This window comes from Pseudomonas sp. BJa5 (assembly GCF_030272875.2).
Classification (GTDB): Bacteria; Pseudomonadota; Gammaproteobacteria; order Pseudomonadales; family Pseudomonadaceae; genus Aquipseudomonas.
Genome location: NZ_JALRNG020000029.1, coordinates 56,468 through 81,306, shown reverse-complemented (window position 1 = coordinate 81,306; position 24,839 = coordinate 56,468). Strand labels below are relative to the sequence as shown.

The following is a 24,839-nucleotide window of genomic DNA, read 5'->3' as shown; positions in this document are numbered from 1 at the left end:
AGGAGCGAGCGGTTTTGGTTCCTTTTGCCAAGACAAAAGGGACCCGCCGTAAAGGCGGAAGGGGCCGGCAGCGTCGCCGCAATGAATGGATAAGCTCACAGCCCCAACACCCAAGCCCAAAACCCTCCTTACTTGTTACGTGCAGTGTTATAGATCTGCTGGGCCCGGTCAGCCGAGGAATTGCACAGTTGGATGTCGCCATCCTTCTGCGCTTGTTTGGCTTGAGCCAGCAAACTGCGGAACTCTTCGACCTTGCCGCCGGACAGGGCCTGTCCACTGGCCTTATGGATATCTTCGAGCTGCTTGATCTTCGTTGCGCATTCATCCGCGAAGACCGGACTGCCCAGGGTCAGGGCGACGAAAAACGCTGCCAGGTACTTCATAACGGTTCTCCCGATAGACATGGAACCCGTCGGACACAGGTTCAAATGCTCGTGTCAACTGTTCAGCATAGTTCAATGGACAGCCATCGGGCCGATGGCTGTCCAGGAGATCTCAGACAAAGCCCTGTCCCTGGAACCCCCGCGGCAGGCGTTGCAGCCCGGGCAGGGCGGTCAAGCGTTCGGCCCAGGCGGCGCGCCAGTCGCTGCCCGCCGGGTGGGCGCGGGCCTTGCGGGCCGCACGGCGAGCGGCGTTGCGCTGGTCGCGGCGGGCGTCCTTGTAGGCATCGGTGTTGCGACAGCTACGGCATTTGACCCGGTTGAGTTCGGTAGTCGACACCAGGTTGTTGCCATGGTGACCACAGGCGAGGTGGCCGGCTACCTTGTAATGAGTGACCATCGGTATGTCCTCTGTACAGGGGTACATTGACTCAGACTGCGCAGCGGTCCGGTCGGTTCAGGACGAGGTCTGGTGCTGCACGGCGAACTGTTTGCGGAACCATTCCTCGAGCATGGCCTTTTCGGCATAGAGGCGGTCGCTGGTGGCGCGCCGTCCCGGGCGTTGCAGGTAGAACTTGTCGGTCAGGTGGGCATCGGCCTGGCTCACGGCCTGACCCTGTTGCGACAGTACGTAGTGCAGGTCGATACTGGGCCAGGTGATATCGCGCATGAAGCGAATGGTGTAGGCCTGGGGATGCCAGGGCTCGAAACGTCCGGCCAGGTCGATGTCGCGGATGTCGATGCGCAGGCTCTGGCCTGCGGGCAGGTAGCGCTTGCCCAGGGTCTGCAGGTAGCTGCGCAGTTCTTTCATGACCTGTTCGTCGGCGCCGCGTTCATAACCATTGCTGTCCAGGCTGGCATCGCGAAAGTGCTCGGGATTGTCGTAGGTGACCTCGACCGTGGAGTTCGGGGCGGTTTGCGCCAGGCTGCTGCTGGCCAGCAGGCTCAGGGCGACAAGGGACAGGACAGGGCGCATGATTCACCTCCAGGTGCAGCGGTCTGCACAGCTTCTATATTGTACCCCCGCCAGGGCAGGCGGGTCAGAGGAGGCCAGGTGAGCAGGATCGAGCGGTACGCCATCAACCCGCTGGGGCGGGACTACGCGGTGGGCGATATACACGGCCACTTCCAGCGCCTGGAGGCGCAACTGGACAGGATCGGCTTCGATCCGGCGGTGGACCGGCTGTTCAGCGTCGGTGACCTGGTCGATCGCGGCCCCGAATGCCCGCAGGCCCTGCACTGGCTGGATCAGCCCTGGTTTCACGCGATACAGGGTAACCATGAAGCGCTGGCGATCACCCATGCCAGCGGCGGCTGGCTGGACTACGGCCAGTACCGCGCCGCCGGTGGCGGCTGGTTTCTCGACCTGCCGGGCGAGGAGCAGGTCCGTTTTGCCGCGCGTTTCGCGCGCATGCCAATGGCCATTGAAGTCGAGACAGCAGGCGGGCTGGTCGGCCTGCTGCATGCCGATTGCCCGTTCGCCCAGTGGTCCGAGCTGTGCGAGCAACTCAAGGCGCCCAGGGCACGGGACGTGGAGGAGTACTGCCAGTGGTCGCGGCGGCGCTTGCAGGAGGACGATGACAGGCCTGTCTCGGGCCTGCGGGCGTTGATCGTCGGCCATACCCCGCTGCGCGAGGTGCAGGTGCTGGGCAATATCTGGCACATCGATACGGGTGGCTGGGCCCGTGGTCATTTCAGCCTGCTGGACCTGGACAGCCTCAGCCTGGCCAACCTCACCACTGACTGAGCGGTAAAAGGAAGGCCCCACAAGGGGGCCTCCCGGGACGCCTCGACAGTGCCTGCTGCTACAGGGACTGCAAGGCAATACTGGCGGTTTGCGAGTTCTGCTGGCTGTCGGCATCCATCCACACCCATTGGGTGCCGTCACCTTGCAGGTTTTCCTTGATGCTCTGGGTGTTGGAGGTGCTGATGGTCACTGCCCCAGGCTCCGACGCCGTCGGCCCCATCGCGCTGATCTGCCCGGACAGCAAGCCATTGGAGGTTTCGTTGACTACGAACACTACGGCCTTGTCCTGGCGGAACTGACAGGAGACGAACTGGTTGATGGTGCTGACGATGGTCAGGCTCATCCACTTCGATGGCGGTACCGCGTAATAGCGGGCGTACTTGTTGAAAGGCACCTGCTCGCCGTTGGCCTGCAGCGCCTGGTTGTTCAGCCCGGCGGTGTTGGTCGGCATGCTTACGCTGCCCAGCCACGCATCGACCTGGGCGATGCCGCTGTTGGGCGGCACAGACAGGGAGATGGTCTGCGTATCGGTCCCCGAGACAAACCCGACCGAGGCCAGGCCGGCGTTGGCCGTGGTGCCGGGAACGGTGATCTGGCAGGGGGGCTGGCTGTTGCTCCACACCACGTTGACCGTGGCATTGTTGTCGTTCTGCGCCGAGTTGTAGAGGAACACCCCGTACAACTGGCCGGGGCGCAGGGTAGTGCAGGTGGCGGTGTCGCCGGATCTGAGGGTGATGCGCTGGCCGCCGCTCCAGTTGATCTGGCTGGCGCTGACTGCGATGCTTTCCATGTCGAATTTCCTTTTCCTTGAGTTGGCAGGTCAGGTGACCTCGAACTGCGTCCTGTGTGCAGCCTCCGTGCACCCGGGCACTCATGTGCCAGGAAGAGGTATAGCCAATGACTGGAAGTGGATTGATATTGTTTTGCTATGGACCGGCGGCCAGGTTCAAGCGATTCGCTGTAACCGGCTGCCAAGTGGTTGTTGCACAAGGTGGTAGGGCAATCGGTGGCGTGCACAGTTTTTCTGCCCAACTGTACCTTGACGCTCAGGGGCCGCTGCCCGGATTCTGCTGCTTCCCGTCACCGGAGCGCCGCCATGGACCTGTCCACACTCGCCCTGTTCATCCCAGCCTGTTTTGCCCTGAACATGGCGCCCGGGCCGAACAACCTGTTGTCGTTGAACAATGCCAGCCGTTATGGCCTGCGCATCGCCTGCGTGGCCGGCGTGGGCCGCCTGCTGGCCTTTGCCGGGATGATCGTGCTGGCCGCCATGGGCCTGGCGGTGGTGCTGCACACCAGCGAGTACCTGTTCCTGGCGATCAAGCTGTTGGGCGCGGCCTACCTGTTCTACATCGCCTGGCAACTGTGGCGGGCACCGGTGGCGACCGATACCCAGGTGGCCGAGCGCAGCCGTGGCACCTTGCGCCTGGCGCGCCAGGAGTTCTGGGTGGCGGCGGGCAATCCCAAGGCCATCCTGATCTTCACCGCCTTCCTGCCGCAGTTCGTCCAGGTCGGCAGCCCGGTGCCGGTGGCCGAGCAGTTCGCCTGGCTGGGTGGCCTGTTCCTGCTGCTGGAGTGGCTGGCCATCGCCATCTACGGCTGGCTCGGTGCCTACCTGCAACGCTGGTTCAACCAGCCCGGGCCGCGGCGCCTGTTCAACCGGGTCAGTGCCACGCTGCTCGGCTGCGCCGGGATCGGCCTGCTGGCAGCGCGGCGGGCCTAGTAGCTGATACGAACCCCAAGGTTGGCGCCGATCCTCTCCTGCTGGTGGGCGTCGAGGTTGCTGCCGTAGTCGATGCCGGCGTGCACGCTGAGGTTCTTGCCCAGCTGCGCGACCAGGCCGGTGCCGACGTCCAGCGAGGTGCTGCGGTAGTCGGTCTTGATCCGGTCGAGGTCGTCGAAGGTCAGCGTGTCGCGACCACCATCAGCGTGCCAGAGGTTGAGCTGCAGGTAAGGCTGCAAGGGGACGCTGCCTGATTTGAAGTTGCCCTCCAGGCGCACGCCGAGGCGGCCGATCAACTCTGTCTGGGCGTCGTAGTCGACATGGGCAACGCTGTCATCGGCGCTGTCCAGCGAAACCGACTGGGCAATGACCTGCGCCTGGGGTTCCACGGTCCACTGCGGCGAGAGCGCAATGGGATAGCCGGTTTCCAGCGATGCGGCCCAGGTGTGTCCATTGAGGTCCAGCTGGTCCCCGCGATCGGATTTCGCCCGCCCGTCAACGTCCGAATACTGCACGACGACATCGACATACCCGTGCTGCGGCCCCACCAGGGTCCAGTAGGTGCCGACGCTGTCGCTGTCGAGCTTAAGATCGCCCACCGCGCTGTCTTCGATGCCCAGGGCAAAGCCTTTGACATCGCCGTTCAGGCGGCTGTGGCCGACATACACGCCGACATACTGGCGATAGCCGTTGTCGCCTTGCCAGGCATACAGGTCCTGGCCGACCTTGAACCCATACAGGTTGCCATCCAGGCTCGGGTCTACCGTGCCTGACCAGCTTTGGCGAAAGTGGTTGCCATAAGCCTGGCCCCAACTGGCCGATGCCGCACCCTGCTCATTCAACAGGTTCTGGTCGCCCTGGCGCTGATGAAAGGTGCCCAGCGCCGAACGTGCGACCAGTGCCGCAGCACGAGGCGCCGCCGCATATACCGCGACTTCGGGGCGGTAGAGTGGAATGACCACACCGGGTGTCGGGGGCGGCAGCTCCGGTTGCCCCGGAGCGGGCGCCGGCTCTGGCAGCGGCACCACGACGACCGGCGCCTCCGGTTCCGGCTGACCAGGCCCCGGATCGACGGGCCCAGGCTCAACTGGGCCTGGGTCGACGGGGCCGGGTCCACCTGTTCCTGGATCAACGGGTTCCGGCAGCGGAGTGGGGTCTGGGGCTACCACGGCGGTGCGCAGGTACCAGCTATTCTGGCTACCAGGCGTGACCCCGCCTTTGAACAGTCGATAGTCGAAGGCACCGGCCGACAAGACCTGGGTCTGGACGAAGGCGCCGCTGCTGCTGGTCGCGCCATTGGTGGCTTCCACGACCTGGATACCGTTCTGGCTGGTCGCGGCCCCGGCGCCGCCGAGATTGCTGATCTGTAAGTTGGTAGTGCCAGAAATCGTACCCCGGTTGACCACCAGCCGATCCGATGGCGCGTCATCACTGGCCAGCACGGTGTTGAGCTTTAAAGTGCCGCCATTGCCGACAAAGTTGCCATTGATGGTCAGGCGCCCCTGGGCGTCGCCGCCACTACTCAGATCGATGAGCCCGCTGCTGTTTACGGTCAGTGGTTGGCCGGGGTTGAAGGCGTTGATCGTGCCCGAGCGGGAGACCAGCGAGCTACTGGCATCGATATTCAGGGCGGTGGGTGCGGCAACCGCACTGGTATCACCGAGGGTCAAGGCATTGTCCAGGCTCCATCGGCTGGCGTTGGTCAGGTTGACGGTTTCCCAGTTGATGTAGCGATCGCCCCCCACGGGCTGACTGTTATCGAAGAGCAGCGTGTCAACGCCAGCACCGCCGTTGACGACGATATTCAGTACGGTGCTGGAGCGGTCCTTGAGCGCCGCCACGTCGTCATCGCCCCCCATGTCCACGGTTCCGCGTATGGTTCCGCCTTGCCACTTGAGGTCGTCATTGCCGAAGCTGGCGAGCAGGTTGCCGCGCAGCTCACCGCCGGTGATGACAAAGATGTCCCTGCCACCACTGGTGCTGATATTGCCGCCGATGGTCCCGGCATTGAGGAAGATGCTGTCATTGCCAAAGCCGGTTACCAGGTTGCCGTCGATACTGCCGCCGGACATGCTGAAGATATTGTTGTCGAGTTTCATGTCGACGCGACCGATGCGGCCGCCGGAAAATTGCGCGATATCGCCGTCTTCAAAAGCGCCGACGATTTGCCCGGCGTTCATCCTGAAAGTATCGCGGGCATCGCCCTGGGCCAGGGACTGGACGGTGCCGCCGGTCATCAGGAAGTCGTCGATCTGTGGTGTCTGGACGACGGCACCGAGATTGTCGCCAGGCCCGACCACAAGGTTCTGGGCAAACACAACGCAGGGCAGGGTGCTGAGTACCACGAACAGTGAGGCTCGCATCTGGCAGGCTCCATTTCCGTACAGGACACTGACCAAAGCAGATCCAGTTTCCCTGTCAGAACTGGACGGGTCCTGTGCCTGAGAGTTGGAGCAAACAGAAACGGTGACAACTGGCAAAAATGCTAGGTGGCTAATAGCCACTGCCTTGTCGTGACCGCCAGAACGGCACCATCCTTATAGTGAAAGGGTCTGATTCGATTGAGAAATATGACCTAGCCTTGGAGGCGGACCGGGCAACACGGAACCGCTGTCTGCCACCTGCAAGGAGAATCACCGATGCTCTCGACCCTGGAGTTGCGCAACATCATCGAACGCAGTTTTCTACCCACCCGCTGCCAGTGCACCCAGGCGGCGGACCGTTCATTGACGGTGCGGGTGTACGACCGCAGCTGCGAGCAGGTCGACCTGCTGGTGACCGGCATCAGCACCGAGCCGCTGAACAGCAGCCGGGCCATTTCGAACCTGATCGCCGGCCTGCGCAATGACCTGGAGGACCAGCGCAACTTGCGTGCGCTGCACCGCCATCCTGGCGGTCAGTCGCGGTAGAACACCTGCACCAGGTGATAGCCGAACTTGCTCTTGATCGGGCCGTGCACGGTACGCAGCGGCTTTTTGAAGATCACCTGGTCGATGGCCCCGACCATCTGCCCCGGGCGCACCTCACCCAGGTCGCCACCGCGTTTGCCGGAGGGGCAGGTGGAGTATTTCTTGGCCAGCACATCGAACGCCTCGCCCTTGGCGATGCGTTGCTTGAGCTGTTCGGCCTCCTCGGCGGTCTTGACCAGAATGTGCCGGGCCTGTGCTTTCATTTCGTCGTACCTGTGCAAAGCGCTGAAACCGCGCATTATGCCTGATCGCGCAGTTCCGGGCGGTCGCGAAATTGCGCCAGGGCCTCTGGGTTGGCCAGGGCGTCGGTGTTTTTCACCGGCTCGCCGTGCACCACGTTGCGAATCGCCAGCTCCACGATCTTGCCGCTGATGGTGCGCGGAATATCGCTGACCGCCGCAATTACCGCCGGCACATGGCGCGGGGTGGTGTTGCTGCGGATCACCTGGCGAATGCGTGCCTGCAGCGCCTCGTCGAGTTGCAGGCCCTCGCGCAGGCGCACGAACAACACCACGCGCACGTCGTTGTGCCAGCGCTGGCCGATGGCGACGCTTTCCAGCACCTCGTCGATCTTTTCCACCTGACGATAGATTTCCGCCGTGCCGATGCGCACGCCACCGGGGTTGAGCACCGCGTCCGAGCGACCGTGGATCAGCAGGCCGCCTTGCGGGGTTTGCTCGGCGTAGTCGCCCTGGGCCCAGACCCCGGGGAACTGGCTGAAATAGGCGGCGCGAAAGCGCTCGCCCAAAGGATCGTTCCAGAAGCCCAGGGGCATGGCCGGGAAATGCCGGGTGCAGACCAGCTCGCCTTTCTCGCCCACCACAGGCTTGCCATTGTCGTCCCAGACTTCCACCGCCATGCCCAGGCTCTTGCACTGGATCTGCCCGCGGCGTACCGGCAGCACCGGGTTGCCGATGACGAAGCAGGAGCAAATATCGGTGCCGCCCGACATCGAGGCCAGGCACAGGTCGGCCTTGAACTCGCGGTAGACGTAGTCATAGCTCTCCGGCGACAGCGGCGAGCCGGTGGACAGCAGCAGCTTGAGCGAGGCCAGGTGGTGGCTTTGGCGCGGTTGCACATGGGCATGCTCCAGCGCCGCCAGGTACTTGGCACTGGTGCCGAAGGCGGTGATCCGTTCGCTGTCAATCAGGTCGAGCAGCCGCTCGGGGCCGGGGTGCAGGGGTGAGCCGTCGTAGAGCACCAGGGTGGTGCCCACGGCCAGGCCGCTGACCAGCCAGTTCCACATCATCCAGCCGCAGGTGGTGTAGTAGAACAGCACGTCGTCGGGGCCCAGGTCATTGTGCAGGCCGTGCTCTTTCAAATGCTGCAGCAGCACGCCGCCGGCGCTGTGGACGATGCACTTGGGCACGCCGGTGGTGCCGCTGGAGTAGAGGATGTAGAGGGGGTGGTCGAAGGGCAGTGGGGTGAACTGCGGTTCACCGCCTGCCTGGTAGAAGTCGTCCCACAGGCTGACCGGGGCACGGCTGTGGAATTCGTCGACGCGGGTGCGGGCGCGGGTGTAGGGCACCACCAGCACCTGTTCGAGGCTGGGCAGCGCGGCCAGCACCTCGTTGATCTTGTCGACCTGGTCGATGGCCTTGCCGGCGTACTGGTAGCCGGCGCAGACGATCAGCAGCTTGGGTTCGATCTGGCCGAAACGGTCGATGATGCCGTGGGTGCCGAACTCCGGCGACGAGCAGGACCAGACCGCGCCGAGGCTGGTGCAGGCCAGCATCGCCACCAGGGTCTGCCAGGTGTTGGGCATGCACGCCGCCACGCGGTCGCCAACGCCGATGCCGGCGGCCTGGAAACTGCGTTGCAGGCCGGCGACCTGGGCGGCCAGCTCGGCATGGCTGATCGACTGCCGCTCACCGTCTTCGCGCACCACGATCAGGGCAGTCTGCCCATCGCGGCGCTGCAGCAGGTGTTCGGCGAAATTCAGGGTGGCGCCGCTGAACCAGCGGGCATCGGGCATCTGCGGCCCCTCGTCGAGCACCCGGGTGGCCGGCTGATGCCAGCGCACCTTGAAGTACTCGGCCAGGGTCTGCCAGAACGCGGCACGCTGGTCGATGCTCCAGCGATGCAACTGGTCGTAGTCGGCCAGCGCCAGACCATGCCTGCGGTTGACCTCCTTGCGAAAGGCCTCCATGCGGCTGGCCTGAATGCGCGCCTTGCCGGGGCGCCAGAGCACTTCGTTCATGCCGCGTTCCTCAAAGGTGGAACCCTTATTCCACTGTAGCGTGCTTCACGTCGCCTGCGGCTGACCAGATGCGGTAGCGCACTTCGACGCCGTCAGGCACATAGACCACCACCGGCAGCTTGCTGTTGTAGCGCAGCAGGAAACCGTCGCCGATCACCGGCACGAAGGCTTGTTGTTTCTTGCCGTCCGGGCAGGCCATCAGGGTCGAGGCCGGGCCCGATACTTTCTCCAGGCGGTAGTAGTTGTAGCCCCAGCCTTGCAGGGTCTGTTCTTCCAGGTTGCCGCCCAGGCGCTGGCGGTTGCAGTCGACCTGCAACTGCTTGCCGGCCAGTACTTCCAGTTTGAACGCCGACTCGTCGGCCTGGGCCGGCAGGTGGATGACCTGGCGGGTAAAGCCTTTTTCGGCCTCGGGGTAGGGCGCTACATCCTTGAGGCTGGCGGCCTGTGCCGAAACGGCGGTCGCCAGGGTCAGGGTGAACAACGCGGTGAGGGGGATCGGGCGCATGAAGGCCTCCTTGCAGGTAAAAAAGACGATGCCGCAACCAGATCCCGAGCCACCCGTCATTGGGCCAGCCAGCCGCCATCGATGTTCCAGGCGGCGCCGCGAACCTGGCTGCCAGCTTCGCTACAGAGGAACAATACCAGCTCACCCAGGTGTTCGGGAGTGACGAAGGCCAGCGAAGGTTGCTTTTCGGCCAGCAGATCGCGCTGCGCCTGGCCGGCGTCGACACCGCCGGCGGCACGGTCGTCGATCTGTTTCTGCACCAGCGGCGTCAGTACCCAACCCGGGCAGATGGCGTTGCAGGTGATGTTGCTGGTGGCGGTCTCCAGGCCCACCACCTTGGTCAGGCCGACCACTCCGTGCTTGGCCGCGACGTAGGCGGCCTTGCCGGTGGAGCCGACCTGGCCGTGCACCGAGGCGATGTTGACGATCCGTCCCCAGTTGCGCTGGCGCATGCCCGGCAGCACCAGGCGGGTGCCATGGAACACGGCGGTCAGGTTGATGGCGATGATCGAGTCCCAGCGCTCGACGGGGAAGTCTTCGACCGGGGCCACATGCTGGATGCCGGCGTTGTTGACGAGGATATCGACGCCACCGAACTCGCGCTCGGCATAGGCGAACAGGTCTTCGATCTGTGCCAGGTCACCGAGGTCGGCCGGGTGATGGCCGACCCGGGTGCCGTGCCGGGCCACCTCGGCGATCACCGCGTTGGCATCGCCGAAGCCGTTGAGGATCAGGTTGGCCCCGGCCCGCGCCAGGACATGGGCGATGCCCAGGCCAATGCCGCTGGTGGAACCGGTGACCAGTGCTGTCTTGCCGATGAGATTCATGGATGCTCCTTAGACGATGCCAGTGGCGTAGAAGGTGGCGATGACCACGAACACCGCCAGGGTCTTGATCAGGGTAATACCGAAAATGTCCTTGTAGGCTTCGCGGTGGGTCAGGCCGGTCACGGCCAGCAGGGTGATCACCGCGCCGTTGTGCGGCAGGGTGTCCATGCCGCCACTGGCCATGGACGCCACCCGGTGCAGCACCTCAAGGGGAATGTTGGCGGCGTTGGCGGCAGCGATGAAGCTGTCGGACATGGCCGCCAGGGCAATGCTCATGCCCCCCGAGGCGGAGCCGGTGATGCCCGCCAGCAGGGTGACGGTGATGGCCTCGTTGACCAGCGGATTGGGGATGGCGCGCAAGGCGTCGGCCAGCACCAGAAAGCCCGGCAGCGAGGCGATCACCGCGCCGAAGCCGTATTCGGAGGCGGTGTTCATGGCCGCCAGCAAGGCGCCGCTGACCGCGCTCTTGCTGCCTTCGGCCAGGCGATGCTTGATCGCGCCAAAGCCTGCGACCAGCACCAGCAGGATGCCCAGCAGCAAGGCGGCTTCCACCGCCCAGATCGCCGTGAGCTTGGCGATATCGGTCTGCACCGGCGCACTCATGCCCGGCAGGGCGAGGCTGTGGGTCTTGCCGTACCAGGCCGGGATCCAGTGGGTGAACAACAGGTTCATGACCCCCACCAGCAGCAGGGGCGAGAGGGCCAGCAGCGGGTTGGGCAGTTTGAGGTCGGCGGCGGTTTCCGGCTCGTTGCGCAGGTCCGAGCCGTAACCTTCGCCGGCGCGCTGGGCCTTGTTGCGCTGGCGCTGCAGGTAGAGCATGCCGGTGCAGAACACGAACAGGGTACCGATCAGCCCCAGCCAGGGCGCGGCCCAGGCAGTGGTGTTGAAGAAGGTGCTGGGGATGATGTTCTGGATCTGCGGGGTGCCGGGCAGGGCGTCCATGGTGAAGGAGAACGCACCCAGGGCGATGGTCGCCGGAATCAGGCGCTTGGGGATGTTGCTCTGGCGGAACATTTCGGCGGCGAACGGGTAGACCGCGAACACCACCACGAACAGCGATACCCCGCCGTAGGTGAGCAGGGCGCAAACCAGTACGATCACCAGCATCGCCTGGCTTGTGCCGAGCAGGCGGATGGCGGCGGCGACGATGGAGCGGGAAAAGCCCGACAGCTCGATCAGCTTGCCGAACACGGCGCCGAGCAGGAACACCGGGAAGTACAGCTTGATGAAACCGACCATTTTCTCCATGAACACGCCGGTGAAGGCCGGGGCCACGGCGGAGGGGTCGGTGAGCAGGACAGCGCCGAGGGCGGCGATGGGGGCGAAGAGGATAACGCTGTAACCACGGTAGGCAGCCAGCATCAGCAGCGCGAGGGCTGCCAGGGCGATGATCACACTCATCGAGTGTCTCCTTGGGTGCATCTTGTTTTTGTTGGTTCGCTGGAGATAGCGGGAATCGTGCCAAGTAGTTAAGTTGTTGATTAATAAGGATTAAAATGATTTTTCGTACGTGCTTGTCTCTATTTGGAGACGGGCGCGATCGCGGGGCAAGCCCGCTCCTACAGGGTGTTGTAGGAGCGGGCTTGCCCCGCGAGGCGATCTCAAATCAGAAACACCAGTCTCGTTATTGAGACGAAATCCCCAGCGCCACCAGCTTCTTGTACAAGGTAGACCGCCCCAGGCCCAGCTGCCGCGCCGCTTCCGGCACGTTGCCGGCACAGCGGGCGAGGGTGTCGCCGAGCAACTGACGTTCGAAATCCGCGCACGCCTGTTTATAGCTCAGCGGCGCCGCCTGAGCCTGCAACGGCGCCAGGTTGCCCAGCGCCGCCTGCACATCCTGGGCACTGAGCCGTGGCTGGTCCGCCAGCAAGGTGGCCCGCTCCAGCACGTTGCGCAGCTCGCGGATATTGCCCGGCCAGGCATGCCGGGCCAGCAGCGCCTGGGCATCGGGCTCCAGCTCATGCTGGCTACCGAGTTCTTCGAGAATCGCTTCGCTGAGCGCCGGCAGGTCATCGAGGCGCTCGCGCAGCGGTGGAACGTTGATCGGCAGGACGTTGAGGCGGTAATACAGGTCGGCACGAAACTCGCCCCGGGCCATGGCCGCCGCCAGGTCAGTGGAGGTCGCGGCAATGATGCGCACGTCGCTGTGCATCATCTGGTTGGAGCCGACCGGCTCGTATTCCTTCTCCTGCAATACCCGCAGCAACTTGCTCTGCAGCGGCAGGGGCATGTCGCCGATCTCGTCGAGAAACAGCGTGCCGCCCTCGGCCAGTTGCAACTTGCCCGGCCGGCCCTTGCGATCGGCGCCGGTATAGGCCCCGGGGGCGGTGCCGAAGAACTCGGCTTCGAGCAGGGTCTCGGGAATGGCGGCGCTGTTGATGCTGACAAAGGCCTTGTGCGCCCGTGGCGAGGCGGCATGAATGGCATGGGCCAAAAGCTCTTTGCCGGTGCCGGTCTCGCCCAGCAGCAACACCGCCGAATCGCTGCTGGCACCGCGCCGGGCGCGGCGCTTGACCTCAAGGCTGGCGGCGCTGGTGCCGATGAACTGGGCGAAACTGTACTTGGCCTGGCGTGCGCGCAGCAGCGAGCGGGTCGAAGCCAGTTCCTGCTGCATGCTGGCGTAGCGCTTGAGCAGGGGCGACAGGCTGCGCAGTTCATCGAACAGGGCAAAGCCGATGGCGCCGATCAGCTCGCCACTGCCGTCGTGCACCGGCAGACGCATGACCACCAGCGGGTCCTTGGGGGTGTCGAGCATGTCCAGCAGGATCGGCCGGCCGTTGCTCAGCACCTCGCGCATCAGGCTGCCGGGAATCACGCTTTCGCAGGGCTGGCCGATGGCGCTGGCGGCATCGCCCAGGCCGAAGCGCCGGGCATAGCGCTCGTTGATCCAGACAATCCGCGCATCGCGATCGACGATCAGCGTACCCTCGCTGGACTGCTCGATGATCTCGAACAGCGAACGGATGGCCAGCTGGCGCACCTGCTGGTAATCCTTGAGGCTGTCATTGGCAGGCATGCACCGCTCCCTGAAACGTGAAGGTTGCGATTATGCCCGTGGATCGAAGGCTTCGCGCAAGGCATCGCCAATGAATACCAGCAGCGACAGGATCAGGGCCAGGGCGAAGAACGCGGTAAAGCCCAGCCACGGCGCCTGCAGGTTCTGCTTGCCCTGGTTGACCAGCTCGCCCAGCGAGGCGCTGCCGGCGGGCATGCCGAAGCCGAGGAAGTCCAGGGCGGTGAGGGTGGTGATGGCGCCGGTAAGGATGAACGGCAGGTAGGTCAGGGTGGCGTTCATGGCATTGGGCAGGATGTGCCGCAGGATCACCCAGCGGTCGGGCAGGCCCAGGGCGCGGGCGGCCTGCACGTACTCCAGGTTGCGCCCACGGAGGAACTCGGCACGCACCACGTCCACCAGCGCCAGCCAGGAAAACAGCGCCATGATCCCCAGCAGCCACCAGAAATTCGGTTCGACGAAGCCGCTGAGGATGATCAGCAGGTAGAGCACCGGCAAGCCCGACCAGACCTCCAGCAGGCGCTGGCCGATCAGGTCGACCCAGCCACCGTGGTAGCCCTGCAGGGCCCCGGCGGCAATGCCGATCAGTGTGCTGATCAAGGTCAGGGCCAGGGCGAATAGGATCGACACCCGGGTGCCGTACAGCACCCGTGCCAGCACATCCCGGGCCTGGTCGTCGGTGCCCAGCCAGTTCACTGCGGTGGGCGGGCTGGGGGTGGGTTGCTGCAGGTCATAGTTGGGCGTGTCGGCGCTGAACGGCACCGGGGCGAACAGCATCCAGCCGCCCTGGTCCTTGATCAGCGTCTGCACGTACTGGCTGCGGTAGTCGGGCTGGAACGGCAACTGGCCGCCGAAGGCCTGCTCGGTGTAGCGCTTGAATGCCGGAAAATACAACTGACCCTGGTAGCCCAGCAGCAGCGGCTTGTCATTGGCCACCAGCTCCGCGCCCAGGCTCAGCACCAGCAGCACGCCAAACATCCATAGCGAGTACCAGCCACGGCGATTGCGTCGAAAGCGCTGCAGGCGTCTGCGCGAAACTGGCGACAGGCTGAACATCAATGTGCCCTCGTGGCAAAGTCGATGCGCGGATCGACCAGGGTGTAGCACAAGTCGCCCACCAGACGGATCAGCAGACCGAACAAGGTGAAGATGAACAGCGAGCCGAACACCACCGGGTAGTCCCGCGACACGGCCGCCTCATAGCTCAGGCGCCCCAGGCCATCGAGGGAGAAGATCACCTCGATCAGCAGGGAGCCGGCGAAGAACACGCTGATCAGCGCCTGGGGAATGCCGGCCACCACCAGCAGAATGGCGTTGCGAAATACATGGCCGTACAGCACCCGGCGCTCGCTCAGGCCCTTGGCCCGGGCGGTGATCACGTACTGGCGGGTGATCTCGTTGAGAAAGGCGTTCTTGGTCAGCAGGGTCAGGGTGGCGAAGCCGCCGATCACCAGGGCGCCGACCGGCAGCACCAGGTGCCAGAAATAGTCGGCCAGCTTGCCCAGCAGGCTCAACTGGTCGAAGTTCTCCGACACCAGCCCGCGCACCGGAAACCAGTTCAGCGACGTGCCGCCGGCGAACACCACGATCAGCAGCAGGGCGAACAGGAACGACGGCAGGGCGTAGCCGATCACGATCAGGCTGCTGCTCCAGGCGTCGAAGGCGCTGCCATGGCGCACAGCCTTGCGGATGCCCAGGGGGATCGACACCAGGTAGGTGATCAGGGTGGCCCAGAAGCCCAGCGACAGGGTCACCGGCATCTTCTCCAGGATCAGGTCGGTGACCTTGGCGCCGCGAAAGAAGCTGGTGCCGAAATCCAGGCGGGCGTATTGGGTGAGCATCAACCACAGCCGCTCGGGTGCGGACTTGTCGAAGCCATACTGGCGCTTGATGTCCTCGATCAGCTTGGGGTCAAGGCCACGGCTGGCCCGGGAGCTGCTGTGCAGCGTCTCGGCACTGGCACCCGGCGCACCGCCACCGATGCCCTGCAGGCGGGCGATGGCCTGTTCCACCGGCCCCCCGGGGGCGGCCTGGACGATGACGAAGTTGACCAGCAGGATGATCAACAGGGTCGGCACGATCAGCAGCAGGCGGCGCAGGATGTAAACGGTCATGGCTGCTCCTTCAGGCGCTCGGCCATCTGCGCGTTGGTCAATGCCGTGGGGCTGACTTCCCACCAGCTGTCCAGGCCTTCATCGTTGCTGGCCTGGACCTTGGGCAGACCGAAGCGGTTCCACCAGACGGTGGAGGAGCCCGGTGGGTAGTAGTTGGGAATCCAGTAGTAGTTCCACTGCAGCACCCGGTCCAGGGCATGGGCATGGCGCAGCATGTCGGCCTGGGTGCTGGCCTTGACCAGGCCGTCGATCAGGCGGTCGACCGCAGGATTCTGCAGCACCATGTAGTTGTTCGAGCCCGGGTCCTTGGCCGCTGCCGAACCGAAGAAGTTGTACAACTCAAGGCCGGGGGACGGCGACACCGGGTAGCCGGTGACGATCATGTCGTAGTCGCGCTCCATCAGCCGGTTGATGTACTGCGAGGCGTCGATGCGGCGGATCTCAAGGGTGATGCCGATCTGCGCCAGGGTGCGCTTCCACGGCAACAGCAGGCGCTCGAAGCCGGCCTGGCCGTTGAGGAAGGTAAAGCGCAGGGGTTCGCCTTCGGCGTTCACCAGTTGATCGCCCTCGGGCTTCCAGCCTGCGTCCTGCAACAACGCCAGGGCCTGCAACTGCTTGTCGCGGATAATCCCCGAGCCGTCGGTGCGCGGCGCTTCGAACACCTCGGTGAAGACTTCGGCCGGCACTTGGTCGCGCAAGGGTTCGAGCAGCGCCAGTTCGCCGGCGTCGGGCAGGGCGCGGGCGGCCAGGGCGCTGTTGGAGAAAAAGCTCTGCTGGCGGATGTACAGGTTGCGCATCATCTGCCGGTTGCTCCACTCGAAGTCCCACAGCAGGGCCAGCGCCTGGCGCACCCGGCGGTCCTTGAACACCGGTCGCTGCAGGTTGAAGACAAAGCCTTGGGCGGTCTGCGGCGCCTCCTTGCCCAGGTGCGCGCGCTGCAGGCGGCCATCGTCCAGGGCCGGGCTGTCGTAGCCGATGGTGTAGCCGGTGGCGGAGAACTCGCGGTTGTAGTCGAAGCTGCCGCCGCGCAGCACCTGGCGCGCTACCTCGGTGTCGCCGAAGTACTCGATCCGCAGGCGGTCGAAATTGTAGCGGCCGCGGTTGACCGGCAGCTCCTTCGCCCACCAGGTGGGGTCGCGCTCGAAGGTGATGCTGCGACCGTTGTCGATCTGCCCGATGCGGTACGGCCCGCTGCCCAAAGGCGCCTCGAAGCCGCCACCGCTGGCGAAGTCGCGATCCTTCCACCAGTGCTCGGGCAGCACCGGCAAGGTGGCCAGGTCCAGGGGCAGGGTGCGGTTCTGGTTGTTCTTGAAGTGAAAACGAATCTGCCGGGGACCTTCGATTTCTACCCGTTCGACATCGGCGAACTGGGTGCGGTATTTGAGGTTGCCCTGGTGCATCAGCAGCTCGAAGGTGTAGCGCACATCCTCGGCGCGGATCGGCTGGCCGTCGGCAAAACGCGCGCGTGGGTCGAGGTAGAAACGCAGCCACAGGCCGTCGGGGTCGCGTTCCAGTTGGCGGGCGACCAGGCCGTAGACGGTGTAGGGCTCATCCTGCGAGCGCACCGCCAGTGGCGAATACAGCCAGCCGTCGACTTCGGCGACGCCGATGCCCTTGTCGATATAGGGAATGATGTGGTCGAACTGGCCGATCTCGATGGCCGAGCGACGCAGGCTGCCGCCTTTGCGGGCGTCCGGGTTGGCGTAGGCGAAGTGCTGGAACCCCGCGCTGTAGCGCGGCGCTTCGCCGTACACCGTCAGGGCGTGTTGTGGCGCCGCTGCCGTGGGCAGCGCCAGGAGCAGGGCAAAGGCCAGCATGGCACCGGATAGGGTTGTCCGCATCGGAGGTTAACCTGAGGTTCTGGGCTTTTGTACCTGTCATTTCTATCAGTTTACGGACCACCGCCATAGGGCGCTAACTCTGCCTCGAACCACATTTCCCGTGGCTTGAGATTAGCAGGAGCGAACGATGGCAAACCAAGCCGTGAGTGTCGAGCGACCCCCGTTGCATCCCCCGCTGGTACTCAAGGCCAGGGAGCTGGACGGCTTTGATGGTGGCATCGGCATTGCCGATGTCGGCGAAGACCTGGCCATCCTGGTCTACGCCTGGCTGGACATGGCCCCCGGCCAACGCCTGGCGCTGTACCTCGATGACGATCCCGAGCCGCTGCTGATCCGGCCGATTCTCGAGGGCGAGGACAACCAGGACGTGCTGCTGTCGATCGAACGTCGGCACCTGTTTGCCCGCACCCTGGCGATCCACTACAGCGTCACCGACATCAACACCCAGCCCTCCGAACGTTACCGCTTGCTGATCAAGCTCGACCGCCCAGGCGGCGTCGAACCGGACCCGGACACCGGCATCAGCGATGGCCTGGAAGCACCGCTGGTGCCCGACGAAATCGCCCGCTTTGGCGTGGGCCCGGAGCACCTGGCGGCTGGCGTCGAGGTGACGATCCCGCCATTCGCCAACCGCACGCCCGTCCAGTGGATCACCCTGTACTGGGGTGGCGTGGCGGTACGCCAGCAAGTAGTCATCGATGACCCGCTGGCGCCGGTGGTCATCACCGTGCCCGCGGAGATCATCCTCAAGGCCGGCGACAGAGAGGCGCTGCCGCTGGTCTACGAGGTTCACGACGAGGTCAACAACTGGTCCGGACACTCGCCAGGCACATTGATCAAGGTGGTGGTGCGTGCAGGTGACCTGCCGGCGCCCGAGGTGCTGGACGCTGTCGATGGCTTCCTCGACGTCGCTGTGCTGGGCAGTCGCGCGGCCAGGGTCAGGGTCGAAACGCCTGCGCCTGATTTTGCTCCGGGTGACGTGGTACGCCTGCACTGGTACGGCATTGATGCTGACGGCAATCCGGTGTCCGAAACCCTTGAACTTGAGATCGAGGGTGCGGACGGCCTGGTGTTTGAAGTGGCCAACCAGAAGGTCCTCGACATTGTTCATGGCCGGGCGCGGGTAGCCTATGAGTTGCGTCGCAGTGGTGCGCATGTCGGCTTTTCCGAACAGGTCACGGTGCATGTGATCGGTGAGGTTCGGCTGCGTTTCGAGGTCTTCGGTGCGCGCTCCTCGCGGGGCCCCTACTACTACGCTACGCCTTCCCGGCTGGTAGCCCGCGCCAGTGCCGGCACGGTGCATTGGCAATACCTGGGAGACACCGCGGGCGAGGCAGGCGAAAGCTTTATCGACACAGCCCCGGAAAAGCTGTTGCAGGTCTCCTACCGCAGCTCCCCAGAGGCGGACACCGAAGTTCTGGAATTGCGCCCGGGCAATGTCAGTGGCGTGTTGCTGCTGGGCAGCCATGACAGCGGCTGCCTGGTGAAAGACGACGGCACCTTGTTCGGTTGGGCGGCGGCCGGCAGCCCCTTGTTGCCGCCGCCGGGTATCACTGACGTCGTGCATGTCAGCGGCGGTGGTCAGGCGTATGCGGCTTTGACCCGCAGCGGCGAAGTCAGGGCCTGGGGCGTGGATGGGTTTGGCGGGAGCATCCCTCCTGATGTCGTGCCCAACCTTGTCAATGTGCAGGTGGTCGCGGGCGCAGGCAGGGCCTTTGCCGCGCTGCTGGGTAACGGGCGGGTGGAGGCATGGGGAGAGTCGGGCGCCGGAGGGGAGATACCGGCGGGCATCAAGGCCAACTTGCGTAACGTCGAGCAGATCATTGGCGCCGATGCGGGGTTTGCCACGCGTCAGGTTGATGGCCGGGTTTACTGCTGGGGTGAAGGAGTCGGCATTACGCCGGGGCTGGTTGTTGCTGCCCAAGGGGCCGTGCGCCTGTACGCCAGCAATGGTGCCTTCGCCGCACTCTTGCCCGATGGCCGCGTGCACGCCTGGGGCGATCACAGTCAGGGCGGGCTGGTGCCTGCAGGTCTGGTCGACGTTCGCCAACTGGCTTCGACCAGCCGCGCCTTCGCCGCCATTGACGGCCAAGGCCGGATCCATTGCTGGGGCGACCCGCAGTTCGGCGGACAACAACCGGCGCCTCCACCCTCGGCACCGGTTTACCTGTTGGGGGCATCGTCGGCGTTCGCCGTGTTGCTCGAGGACACCACCGTCCATGCCTGGGGGCAGGCGGCAGAAGGTGCAAACGTGCCGGCGGGATTGCGCAATGTACTGACCCTGACCGCCACCTATGGCGGTTTTGCCGCCTTGCGCGAGGATCGCTCTTGGCTGTCCTGGGGACGTACCTCGGGAGACGCGATGCCGGCACAGACCCACTGCATCTACCAGGCCGGCAGCACCTTGCTGGGCTTGAGCGAGGCCGGTCAGGTCAGTGGCCGGGGAGAGAATGCTCCGGACTTCAGCGAGGTCCAGGGTCAGGTGAGTTATTACCAGGCAGTGGTAAGGGTAGGGCTTGAAGTCGTTATCGATGGTCAATGAGGAACGAGTCATGAGCGAACAGCAAAAAACTTCTGAGGCGCCGATGGCGGCTCCCGTCGCCAACAACGTGGCGATCATAGGTGAGCCACGTGTCGGCGGAACGGTCAGCGGCAGCTACATCTATGTCAATGACGCACAGAACCCGGAAGAGGACTCCGTGTATCGTTGGTACATCGATGGCGTCCCGGGGGCCAGTACGTTGGGCCTGACCCTGACAGCGGAGCACCTGGGCAAATACCTGCAGTTTTCCGTGACGCCTCGGGCCGTGAGCGAGGAGCTGGGGCTGGAGACCTGGTCGAACACGCTGCAGGTCTACGATGACTTCCAGGGTATCTCGCCGAGAGAAATGGAGGGCAGCTTCCTGTCTCAGGACGGGAGCTTTTCCATGTATGAGCGGGAGCCGACGGATCGTCTGCTGGTGTCCAGTGCCGGCGCCCTGGCGTTACAGGATGGGCTTGCCCAGAATGTATTCGCCCTGGGACGCAATGACTTTGGCGCGAACATTCCTGCCGATATTCAACGGCTTCTACAGAACAATCCGGCAGTACGGTTGTTCTCCACGGGCAGTGACTTCGGGGCAGTGGTCAGCAATGCCGGCACCAATCAGTTGCTGGTGTGGGGACCCTGGATGACCACATTACCGCCAGAGGTGGGCACTCGTAACATCAAGTCGGTGTACAGCAATGGCTCGGCCTTGGCGTTCATCTACAACAATCCCCCGCCAGCGGCCAACAAGATCGGTGCACTGGGTAATGCTGCCAATGGTGGTCGGGTGCCTGACGCGGTTCAACGAGAGTTGCTGTTCGATCTGCCACAGGCCATCTATGCCACTGAAACCGCCTTTGCGGTACGCACGACGGACAGCTATGTCCACGCTTGGGGGCTTGGACTTGGTGGCGGGACCATAGACGCTGAAACCCGGCAGTACCTGGATCAGATGCGGGTTACCGAGATCTATGCCACGGCGTCGGCGTTTTGCGCGATCGGCCCGCTGCGCCGGGGCGATCCGAATGAACTGAATATTGTTGCCTGGGGCAATAAAGATGGTGGTGGAACGCTGACCGCGCAGCAAATAGAAACCATCATGATCGGCGGGGGCGTCAGGCATGTGATCGCCGCGCGTAATGCGTTCTGCGTGATCACCAAGTCGGGACGGGTCGTCGTCTGGGGTAATGCGGCCCATGGCGGCGTGCTCTCGGCAGAGGCCCAGCAGCTCAATGCCCGCGGCAATATTGTGATGTGCGTTGCCGCGGCCTGGGCGTTCTGTATGGTCAATGCGTTTGGCCAGGCGGCTGCCTGGGGCACCGTGGGCTATGGGGGTAATACGCCAACTGACGCGGAGCCGGTGTTGCTCGACGCACAGCGGGCCTTGGAAAACAGCGGCTGCAAGCCTGGAATCGAACAACTTTTCGAGAAATGGCGGGTTGCTGAGCGATTGCTGCAGCTTGCGCCAAGAACACCGCATGCCAGCCCGGGCTGCACCTGCGAGAGCGTCGTCAGGCGCTCCAGCTCGCGGTTGATCACGGTGGATGGTGAAGTCAGCCTGCACAGCAACGACTCCAGTTTCTTCTTGTTGGCGCGAGATGAGTTCGGTTTGACCGAGGCCGTACACGTCTGGGGACAAACGGCCGCCGGGGGTACCCTTCCCCAGGCGACCCGGCAGGTTCTGGAGGCCAGCCTCATCGATGCGGTCTACTGTACCAATCGCTCCTATGGCGTTCTGGCTCGCCAGGGCGTTGTGCAGGGGGCATTCATCGGCTGGGGGGCGACCCTCGCGCAAGGGGGCGCAGGTGAGGTGCCTGCCGACTTGCAGGCGTTACTGCAGCGCGACGTGGTCGAGCTGTATTCAATCAAGCGGCTTCCCTTTGCTGCACCCTCCGTTGCAATCGTGAACTCGGCGTTCATCGCCCGCAAGCAGGCGCCTGGTTATGTGGTCTGGGGCGCTGGAGGAGACCTGGTCAATCAGTACTTCGAGCCAGGGCGGGAGTCTGAACGGTTGGCGCAATTGTCCGGTCAAGGGAGTTGAGCCATGAGCGAGACACTTTCGTTACTCAGCCAACAGCGCAAGCGCGCCTTGCGGGCGCCACCTATTGCCAGTGCAGTGCTGGTCATGGGTTTGCCGTGCATAGGTGGTAGTTTGCGCGGCAGCTATGAATACCACGGCACCTTGCCGGAAGCCGGATCGGTCTACCGTTGGTACCTGAACAACCAGGTGGTTGCCAGCGCCCAGGACTTCAAATTGTTAAGCGAGCATGCCGGCGCGCTGCTGGAGTTCTCGGTCATGCCCCGGGCGATGAACGGAGAGCTGGGGGCCGAGTATTTCTCGCCACCGGTGCGGGTGACGTCCGGTTTCCAGGGCATCAGCGCGGAGGAAAACGAGAACAGTTACCTGAAACAGCAGGGCAACTTCTCCTTTCATGTCCCCGAGCCGGATGACCGTATCCTGGTCTCGACCGGTGGCGCGTTCGCTGTGCTGGATGGGGCAACCCGAACGACCTATATCGAAGGTCAGGCTGCCTGGGGGGCGAATGTTCCTGAACTTATCCGCAACTTCCTGATCAGCAACCCGGGGGTGCTGGCCTTTGCCACCGAACGGGACTTCGCCATCCTGGTCAATATTCCAGGTACGTCAGCCAATCAGTTGCTGGTCTGGGGGCAGAATATCCCGGCCGATTTGCCGCCGCTGCGCAACATCAAGTCGGTTTATACCAACCGCAGCGTGATCGTTTATGAGTATCGCAACCCTTCCGGCAACAGCAACCGCATCGGGGCCATTGGTCGCGCCATCGACCCTGCTGCACAGGTCCCTGCTGACATCCAGCTTGCGCTGATCACCGATCCCGTCGCCGCGATCTATTCGACCGAGACGGCCTTTGCCGTCCGCACACAGTCGGGCAAGGTCTATGCCTGGGGGCATATCCATCAAGGCGGGCGTATTTCGCCGGAGGTACGCGCGGTTCTCAATACCATGATAGTGGAGCGGATCATCTGCGGGCCACGTGCGTTCTGCGCCATTGGTACAGGGGGGGAGGTGGTGGCCTGGGGCTCCGCAGGGGATGGCGGCACCATCCCGATTGATCAGCTGACAGCCATCCTCGATGACGGCGGCGCCTTGTCGGTGATTGCCGCTGAGCAAGCCTTTGTCGCTATCACCCGCAACCGTCGAAGAGCTTACAGTTGGGGGGCTCCGGCAAGCGGCGGGACGATGTCGGCATCGGCTGCGGAACTGGCGCGGCGAGGTGATATTGTGCTTTGCAAGGCCAACCGCTGGGCGTTCACAATCGTCAACGCCTCGGGGCAGGTTGAAGCCTGGGGCGCTACGTTGTACGGGGGGGCTTCGCTGAGCAAGGAGCAGAATCAGCGGATTGCCAGCCTGTTTCAGCGCTACCCGGTCAACAGGCATGCCACCTCGGGTGTGGGTAGCCGGGTTATCACTGTCGACGGTGCGATCAGCATTGCGGCCAATGATGTCAGCTTTTTTCTCTATGCCGTTGATCAAGAGGGGCTGACGCTTGAGGTCCTGGCGTGGGGATACGCAACGCATGGGGGCAACCTGCCCGGCGCGACCGAGCAGGTGCTCAGGGCCAGCCTGATCCGTGATGTGTACTGTACCAATGGTGCCTACAGCGTCATTGTCGATCAAGGCGTGGTGAGGGGAGCGGTACTGGTGTGGGGCGCGACGCTGGCCATGGAAGATGCCGGGGAGATTCCGCCCGAGCTGGTGCGGTACCTGCAGGACAGTGTCGTCGAGCTGTACTCGATCAAACGCTATCCCTATGTCGTACAGCCGCCACCACCGCCGCCACCGCCACCGCCACCACCGCCGCCACCAGATCGACCTCCACACATTGATCCATCATTCGCTGCTAGGCGCAGCGATGGTACTTATGTGCTGTGGGGCGGTAACGTACAGAATCAGTATTACGACCCGACCAGCCCGGGTGCTCGGGGAGCGGTGAGGATCACACCTCGTCCACTGGATGAAGAGGTGTAACTGAAGCAGGGCGTGGCCAGCGCAGCCACGCCTTTTTTTGGTGCTGTAGAAAGTCCGCCTGGCGAATGTCGCAGCAGCGTCGCTCGGCCCGTGGGTGTTCACAGGGAGTTTCAGTATGGGACAGCAACAAAGAATCACGGAGCAACTGCGTCATTGGATCTTGATGCAACGCGCAGCCCATTACCCTGATGCACTGTTGTATACCCAACTGTTGTCGGTGGGCTGGAGTGATGGAGCAGCAAGGCAAGCCTTGGCAGAGCAGGGTATCGCCAGTGCCCAGGCGTTAGCGCTCGACCCTGGCAAGCCGATGCCAGGGCCGGACCTGTCCGGCTCACCGATGTATGTCGACGCCGGCGACCGCCGTGTGCAAGTGCTGCAAACCCTGCAGCACCCACGGGTCGTTGTGTTCGATGAGCTGTTGTCCGAGGACGAGTGCACAGGCCTGATCAGTATGGCGCGCATGCGCCTGGAGCGGTCCTTGACCCTGGATCTGGACTCCGGAAAGGACATCCTCTGCGAGGAGCGAACCAGTGACGGCATGTTCTTCCAGCGAGGTGAAAACGCGCTGATCACTCAAGTGGAACAGCGTATTGCGGCGTTGCTGCAATGGCCGGTCGAATGTGCTGAAGGCTTGCAGGTACTTCGCTATTTGCCGGGTGCGCAATACGCCCCGCATTACGACTATTTTTCACCCGAGCGTGCCGGGACTTCAGAGGTGCTGGCAAGTGGCGGGCAGCGTGTCGCCACGTTGCTGATGTATTTGCAGGCGCCGGACGCGGGGGGCGCTACGGTGTTCCCGGATGTTGGCCTGGAGGTCATGCCCAGGCGAGGAAGCGCGCTGTTTTTCAGCTACGACAGGCCGGACCCATCGACCCGCTCGTTGCATGGCGGCAGTCCTGTTGTGGCGGGTGAAAAATGGGTGGCAACGAAATGGCTGCGCGAACGCGAATTCGTATGAGCCGACCAAGGCTGCTTGTGTGCTCG

At 63.9% G+C, this 24,839-nt stretch carries 21 protein-coding genes; 7 read left to right on the top strand and 14 right to left on the bottom strand.

All coding sequences use genetic code 11. The features are described from left to right. Positions 1-128: 128 nt before the first annotated feature. The 3 genes from M2D63_RS17195 to M2D63_RS17185 form a co-directional block, all read right to left on the bottom strand. Positions 129-383 carry a hypothetical protein gene (locus M2D63_RS17195; protein WP_285864147.1) on the bottom strand — a complete coding sequence of 85 codons (255 nt, stop codon included), beginning with the start codon at positions 381-383 and terminating at the stop codon, positions 129-131. Between the two features lie 112 nt (positions 384-495). Further along, the gene (locus M2D63_RS17190; protein ID WP_285864146.1) at positions 496-780 is read right to left on the bottom strand and encodes a hypothetical protein; all 285 of its coding nucleotides are present in this window, start codon (positions 778-780) and stop codon (positions 496-498) included. Between the two features lie 57 nt (positions 781-837). Beyond that, on the bottom strand, positions 838-1,356 hold the full coding sequence (locus M2D63_RS17185; RefSeq protein WP_285864145.1) for a DUF3016 domain-containing protein: 519 nt from the start codon (positions 1,354-1,356) through the stop codon (positions 838-840). A 78-nt stretch (positions 1,357-1,434) separates the two neighbouring features. Between M2D63_RS17185 and M2D63_RS17180 the strand changes: the two genes are divergently transcribed. After that, entirely contained in the window at positions 1,435-2,127 is a 693-nt protein-coding gene (locus tag M2D63_RS17180; RefSeq protein WP_285864144.1) for a metallophosphoesterase, read from the top strand. Positions 2,128-2,185: 58 nt separating this feature from the next. Here the strand turns inward: M2D63_RS17180 and M2D63_RS17175 are convergent, their stop codons facing one another. Beyond that, positions 2,186-2,917: a hypothetical protein gene (locus tag M2D63_RS17175; RefSeq protein ID WP_285864143.1), complete on the bottom strand. Its 732-nt coding sequence runs from the start codon at positions 2,915-2,917 to the stop codon at positions 2,186-2,188. A gap of 306 nt (positions 2,918-3,223) precedes the next feature. On the opposite strand from M2D63_RS17175, the gene M2D63_RS17170 reads away from it, so the two are divergent. After that, on the top strand, positions 3,224-3,850 hold the full coding sequence (locus M2D63_RS17170; protein WP_285864142.1) for a LysE family translocator: 627 nt from the start codon (positions 3,224-3,226) through the stop codon (positions 3,848-3,850). Here M2D63_RS17170 and M2D63_RS17165 read toward each other — a convergent pair. After that, positions 3,847-6,213 (bottom strand): autotransporter outer membrane beta-barrel domain-containing protein, encoded by a 2,367-nt coding sequence (locus M2D63_RS17165; RefSeq protein ID WP_285864141.1) that lies wholly within the window; start codon positions 6,211-6,213, stop codon positions 3,847-3,849. The genes M2D63_RS17170 and M2D63_RS17165 overlap by 4 nt on opposite strands. 276 nt (positions 6,214-6,489) lie before the next feature. On the opposite strand from M2D63_RS17165, the gene M2D63_RS17160 reads away from it, so the two are divergent. Next, a complete protein-coding gene (locus M2D63_RS17160) occupies positions 6,490-6,759 on the top strand; it encodes a DUF1652 domain-containing protein (protein WP_285864140.1) in 270 nt (89 codons plus the stop codon). On the opposite strand, the gene M2D63_RS17155 is transcribed toward M2D63_RS17160, so the two are convergent. From M2D63_RS17155 to M2D63_RS17115, 9 genes are all read right to left on the bottom strand, one after another. Beyond that, positions 6,747-7,022 carry a peptidylprolyl isomerase gene (locus M2D63_RS17155; protein WP_007932676.1) on the bottom strand — a complete coding sequence of 92 codons (276 nt, stop codon included), beginning with the start codon at positions 7,020-7,022 and terminating at the stop codon, positions 6,747-6,749. The genes M2D63_RS17160 and M2D63_RS17155 overlap by 13 nt on opposite strands. A 35-nt stretch (positions 7,023-7,057) precedes the next feature. Beyond that, positions 7,058-9,019 (bottom strand): acetoacetate--CoA ligase, encoded by a 1,962-nt coding sequence (locus M2D63_RS17150; RefSeq protein WP_285864139.1) that lies wholly within the window; start codon positions 9,017-9,019, stop codon positions 7,058-7,060. Between the two features lie 25 nt (positions 9,020-9,044). Continuing rightward, a complete protein-coding gene (gene eco / locus M2D63_RS17145) occupies positions 9,045-9,524 on the bottom strand; it encodes a serine protease inhibitor ecotin (protein ID WP_285864138.1) in 480 nt (159 codons plus the stop codon). 56 nt (positions 9,525-9,580) lie between these two features. After that, positions 9,581-10,351, bottom strand: a complete 771-nt coding sequence (gene hbdH, locus M2D63_RS17140) for a 3-hydroxybutyrate dehydrogenase (protein ID WP_285864137.1) — start codon at positions 10,349-10,351, stop codon at positions 9,581-9,583. A 9-nt stretch (positions 10,352-10,360) separates the two neighbouring features. Then, positions 10,361-11,752, bottom strand: coding sequence for a GntP family permease (locus tag M2D63_RS17135; RefSeq protein WP_285864136.1), 1,392 nt, complete (start codon positions 11,750-11,752; stop codon positions 10,361-10,363). 223 nt (positions 11,753-11,975) lie between these two features. Continuing rightward, positions 11,976-13,367 carry a sigma-54-dependent Fis family transcriptional regulator gene (locus tag M2D63_RS17130; RefSeq protein WP_285864135.1) on the bottom strand — a complete coding sequence of 464 codons (1,392 nt, stop codon included), beginning with the start codon at positions 13,365-13,367 and terminating at the stop codon, positions 11,976-11,978. A 30-nt stretch (positions 13,368-13,397) separates the two neighbouring features. Next, positions 13,398-14,420, bottom strand: coding sequence for an ABC transporter permease (locus M2D63_RS17125; protein ID WP_285864134.1), 1,023 nt, complete (start codon positions 14,418-14,420; stop codon positions 13,398-13,400). Beyond that, positions 14,420-15,478 carry a microcin C ABC transporter permease YejB gene (locus M2D63_RS17120; protein WP_285864133.1) on the bottom strand — a complete coding sequence of 353 codons (1,059 nt, stop codon included), beginning with the start codon at positions 15,476-15,478 and terminating at the stop codon, positions 14,420-14,422. Before M2D63_RS17120 ends, M2D63_RS17125 begins: the two co-directional genes overlap by 1 nt. Then, positions 15,475-17,319 carry an extracellular solute-binding protein gene (locus tag M2D63_RS17115; RefSeq protein WP_405310410.1) on the bottom strand — a complete coding sequence of 615 codons (1,845 nt, stop codon included), beginning with the start codon at positions 17,317-17,319 and terminating at the stop codon, positions 15,475-15,477. The genes M2D63_RS17120 and M2D63_RS17115 overlap by 4 nt, the downstream gene beginning before the upstream one ends. A gap of 127 nt (positions 17,320-17,446) precedes the next feature. Between M2D63_RS17115 and M2D63_RS17110 the strand changes: the two genes are divergently transcribed. The 4 genes from M2D63_RS17110 to M2D63_RS17095 all read left to right on the top strand — a co-directional run bounded on the left by M2D63_RS17110 (position 17,447) and on the right by M2D63_RS17095 (position 24,813). Then, on the top strand, positions 17,447-19,861 hold the full coding sequence (locus tag M2D63_RS17110) for a hypothetical protein (protein WP_285864132.1): 2,415 nt from the start codon (positions 17,447-17,449) through the stop codon (positions 19,859-19,861). 10 nt (positions 19,862-19,871) lie between these two features. After that, the gene (locus M2D63_RS17105) at positions 19,872-21,887 is read left to right on the top strand and encodes a hypothetical protein (RefSeq protein WP_285864131.1); all 2,016 of its coding nucleotides are present in this window, start codon (positions 19,872-19,874) and stop codon (positions 21,885-21,887) included. 3 nt (positions 21,888-21,890) lie between these two features. After that, positions 21,891-23,855 (top strand): hypothetical protein, encoded by a 1,965-nt coding sequence (locus tag M2D63_RS17100; RefSeq protein WP_285864130.1) that lies wholly within the window; start codon positions 21,891-21,893, stop codon positions 23,853-23,855. Positions 23,856-23,970: 115 nt separating this feature from the next. Continuing rightward, positions 23,971-24,813, top strand: a complete 843-nt coding sequence (locus M2D63_RS17095; protein ID WP_285864129.1) for a 2OG-Fe(II) oxygenase — start codon at positions 23,971-23,973, stop codon at positions 24,811-24,813. Positions 24,814-24,839 lie beyond the last annotated feature (26 nt).

Coding starts and splice junctions, on each gene's coding strand:
- M2D63_RS17135 (WP_285864136.1), bottom strand. CDS start 11,752: ATGAGTGTGATCATCGCCCTGGCAGCCCTCGCGCTGCTGATGCTGGCT.
- M2D63_RS17185 (WP_285864145.1), bottom strand. CDS start 1,356: ATGCGCCCTGTCCTGTCCCTTGTCGCCCTGAGCCTGCTGGCCAGCAGC.
- M2D63_RS17195 (WP_285864147.1), bottom strand. CDS start 383: ATGAAGTACCTGGCAGCGTTTTTCGTCGCCCTGACCCTGGGCAGTCCG.
- M2D63_RS17175 (WP_285864143.1), bottom strand. CDS start 2,917: ATGGAAAGCATCGCAGTCAGCGCCAGCCAGATCAACTGGAGCGGCGGC.
- M2D63_RS17170 (WP_285864142.1), top strand. CDS start 3,224: ATGGACCTGTCCACACTCGCCCTGTTCATCCCAGCCTGTTTTGCCCTG.
- M2D63_RS17125 (WP_285864134.1), bottom strand. CDS start 14,420: ATGTTCAGCCTGTCGCCAGTTTCGCGCAGACGCCTGCAGCGCTTTCGA.
- M2D63_RS17155 (WP_007932676.1), bottom strand. CDS start 7,022: ATGAAAGCACAGGCCCGGCACATTCTGGTCAAGACCGCCGAGGAGGCC.
- M2D63_RS17100 (WP_285864130.1), top strand. CDS start 21,891: ATGAGCGAGACACTTTCGTTACTCAGCCAACAGCGCAAGCGCGCCTTG.
- M2D63_RS17165 (WP_285864141.1), bottom strand. CDS start 6,213: ATGCGAGCCTCACTGTTCGTGGTACTCAGCACCCTGCCCTGCGTTGTG.
- M2D63_RS17105 (WP_285864131.1), top strand. CDS start 19,872: ATGAGCGAACAGCAAAAAACTTCTGAGGCGCCGATGGCGGCTCCCGTC.
- M2D63_RS17150 (WP_285864139.1), bottom strand. CDS start 9,019: ATGAACGAAGTGCTCTGGCGCCCCGGCAAGGCGCGCATTCAGGCCAGC.
- M2D63_RS17095 (WP_285864129.1), top strand. CDS start 23,971: ATGGGACAGCAACAAAGAATCACGGAGCAACTGCGTCATTGGATCTTG.
- eco (WP_285864138.1), bottom strand. CDS start 9,524: ATGCGCCCGATCCCCCTCACCGCGTTGTTCACCCTGACCCTGGCGACC.
- hbdH (WP_285864137.1), bottom strand. CDS start 10,351: ATGAATCTCATCGGCAAGACAGCACTGGTCACCGGTTCCACCAGCGGC.
- M2D63_RS17120 (WP_285864133.1), bottom strand. CDS start 15,478: ATGACCGTTTACATCCTGCGCCGCCTGCTGCTGATCGTGCCGACCCTG.
- M2D63_RS17115 (WP_405310410.1), bottom strand. CDS start 17,319: ATGCGGACAACCCTATCCGGTGCCATGCTGGCCTTTGCCCTGCTCCTG.
- M2D63_RS17190 (WP_285864146.1), bottom strand. CDS start 780: ATGGTCACTCATTACAAGGTAGCCGGCCACCTCGCCTGTGGTCACCAT.
- M2D63_RS17160 (WP_285864140.1), top strand. CDS start 6,490: ATGCTCTCGACCCTGGAGTTGCGCAACATCATCGAACGCAGTTTTCTA.
- M2D63_RS17110 (WP_285864132.1), top strand. CDS start 17,447: ATGGCAAACCAAGCCGTGAGTGTCGAGCGACCCCCGTTGCATCCCCCG.
- M2D63_RS17130 (WP_285864135.1), bottom strand. CDS start 13,367: ATGCCTGCCAATGACAGCCTCAAGGATTACCAGCAGGTGCGCCAGCTG.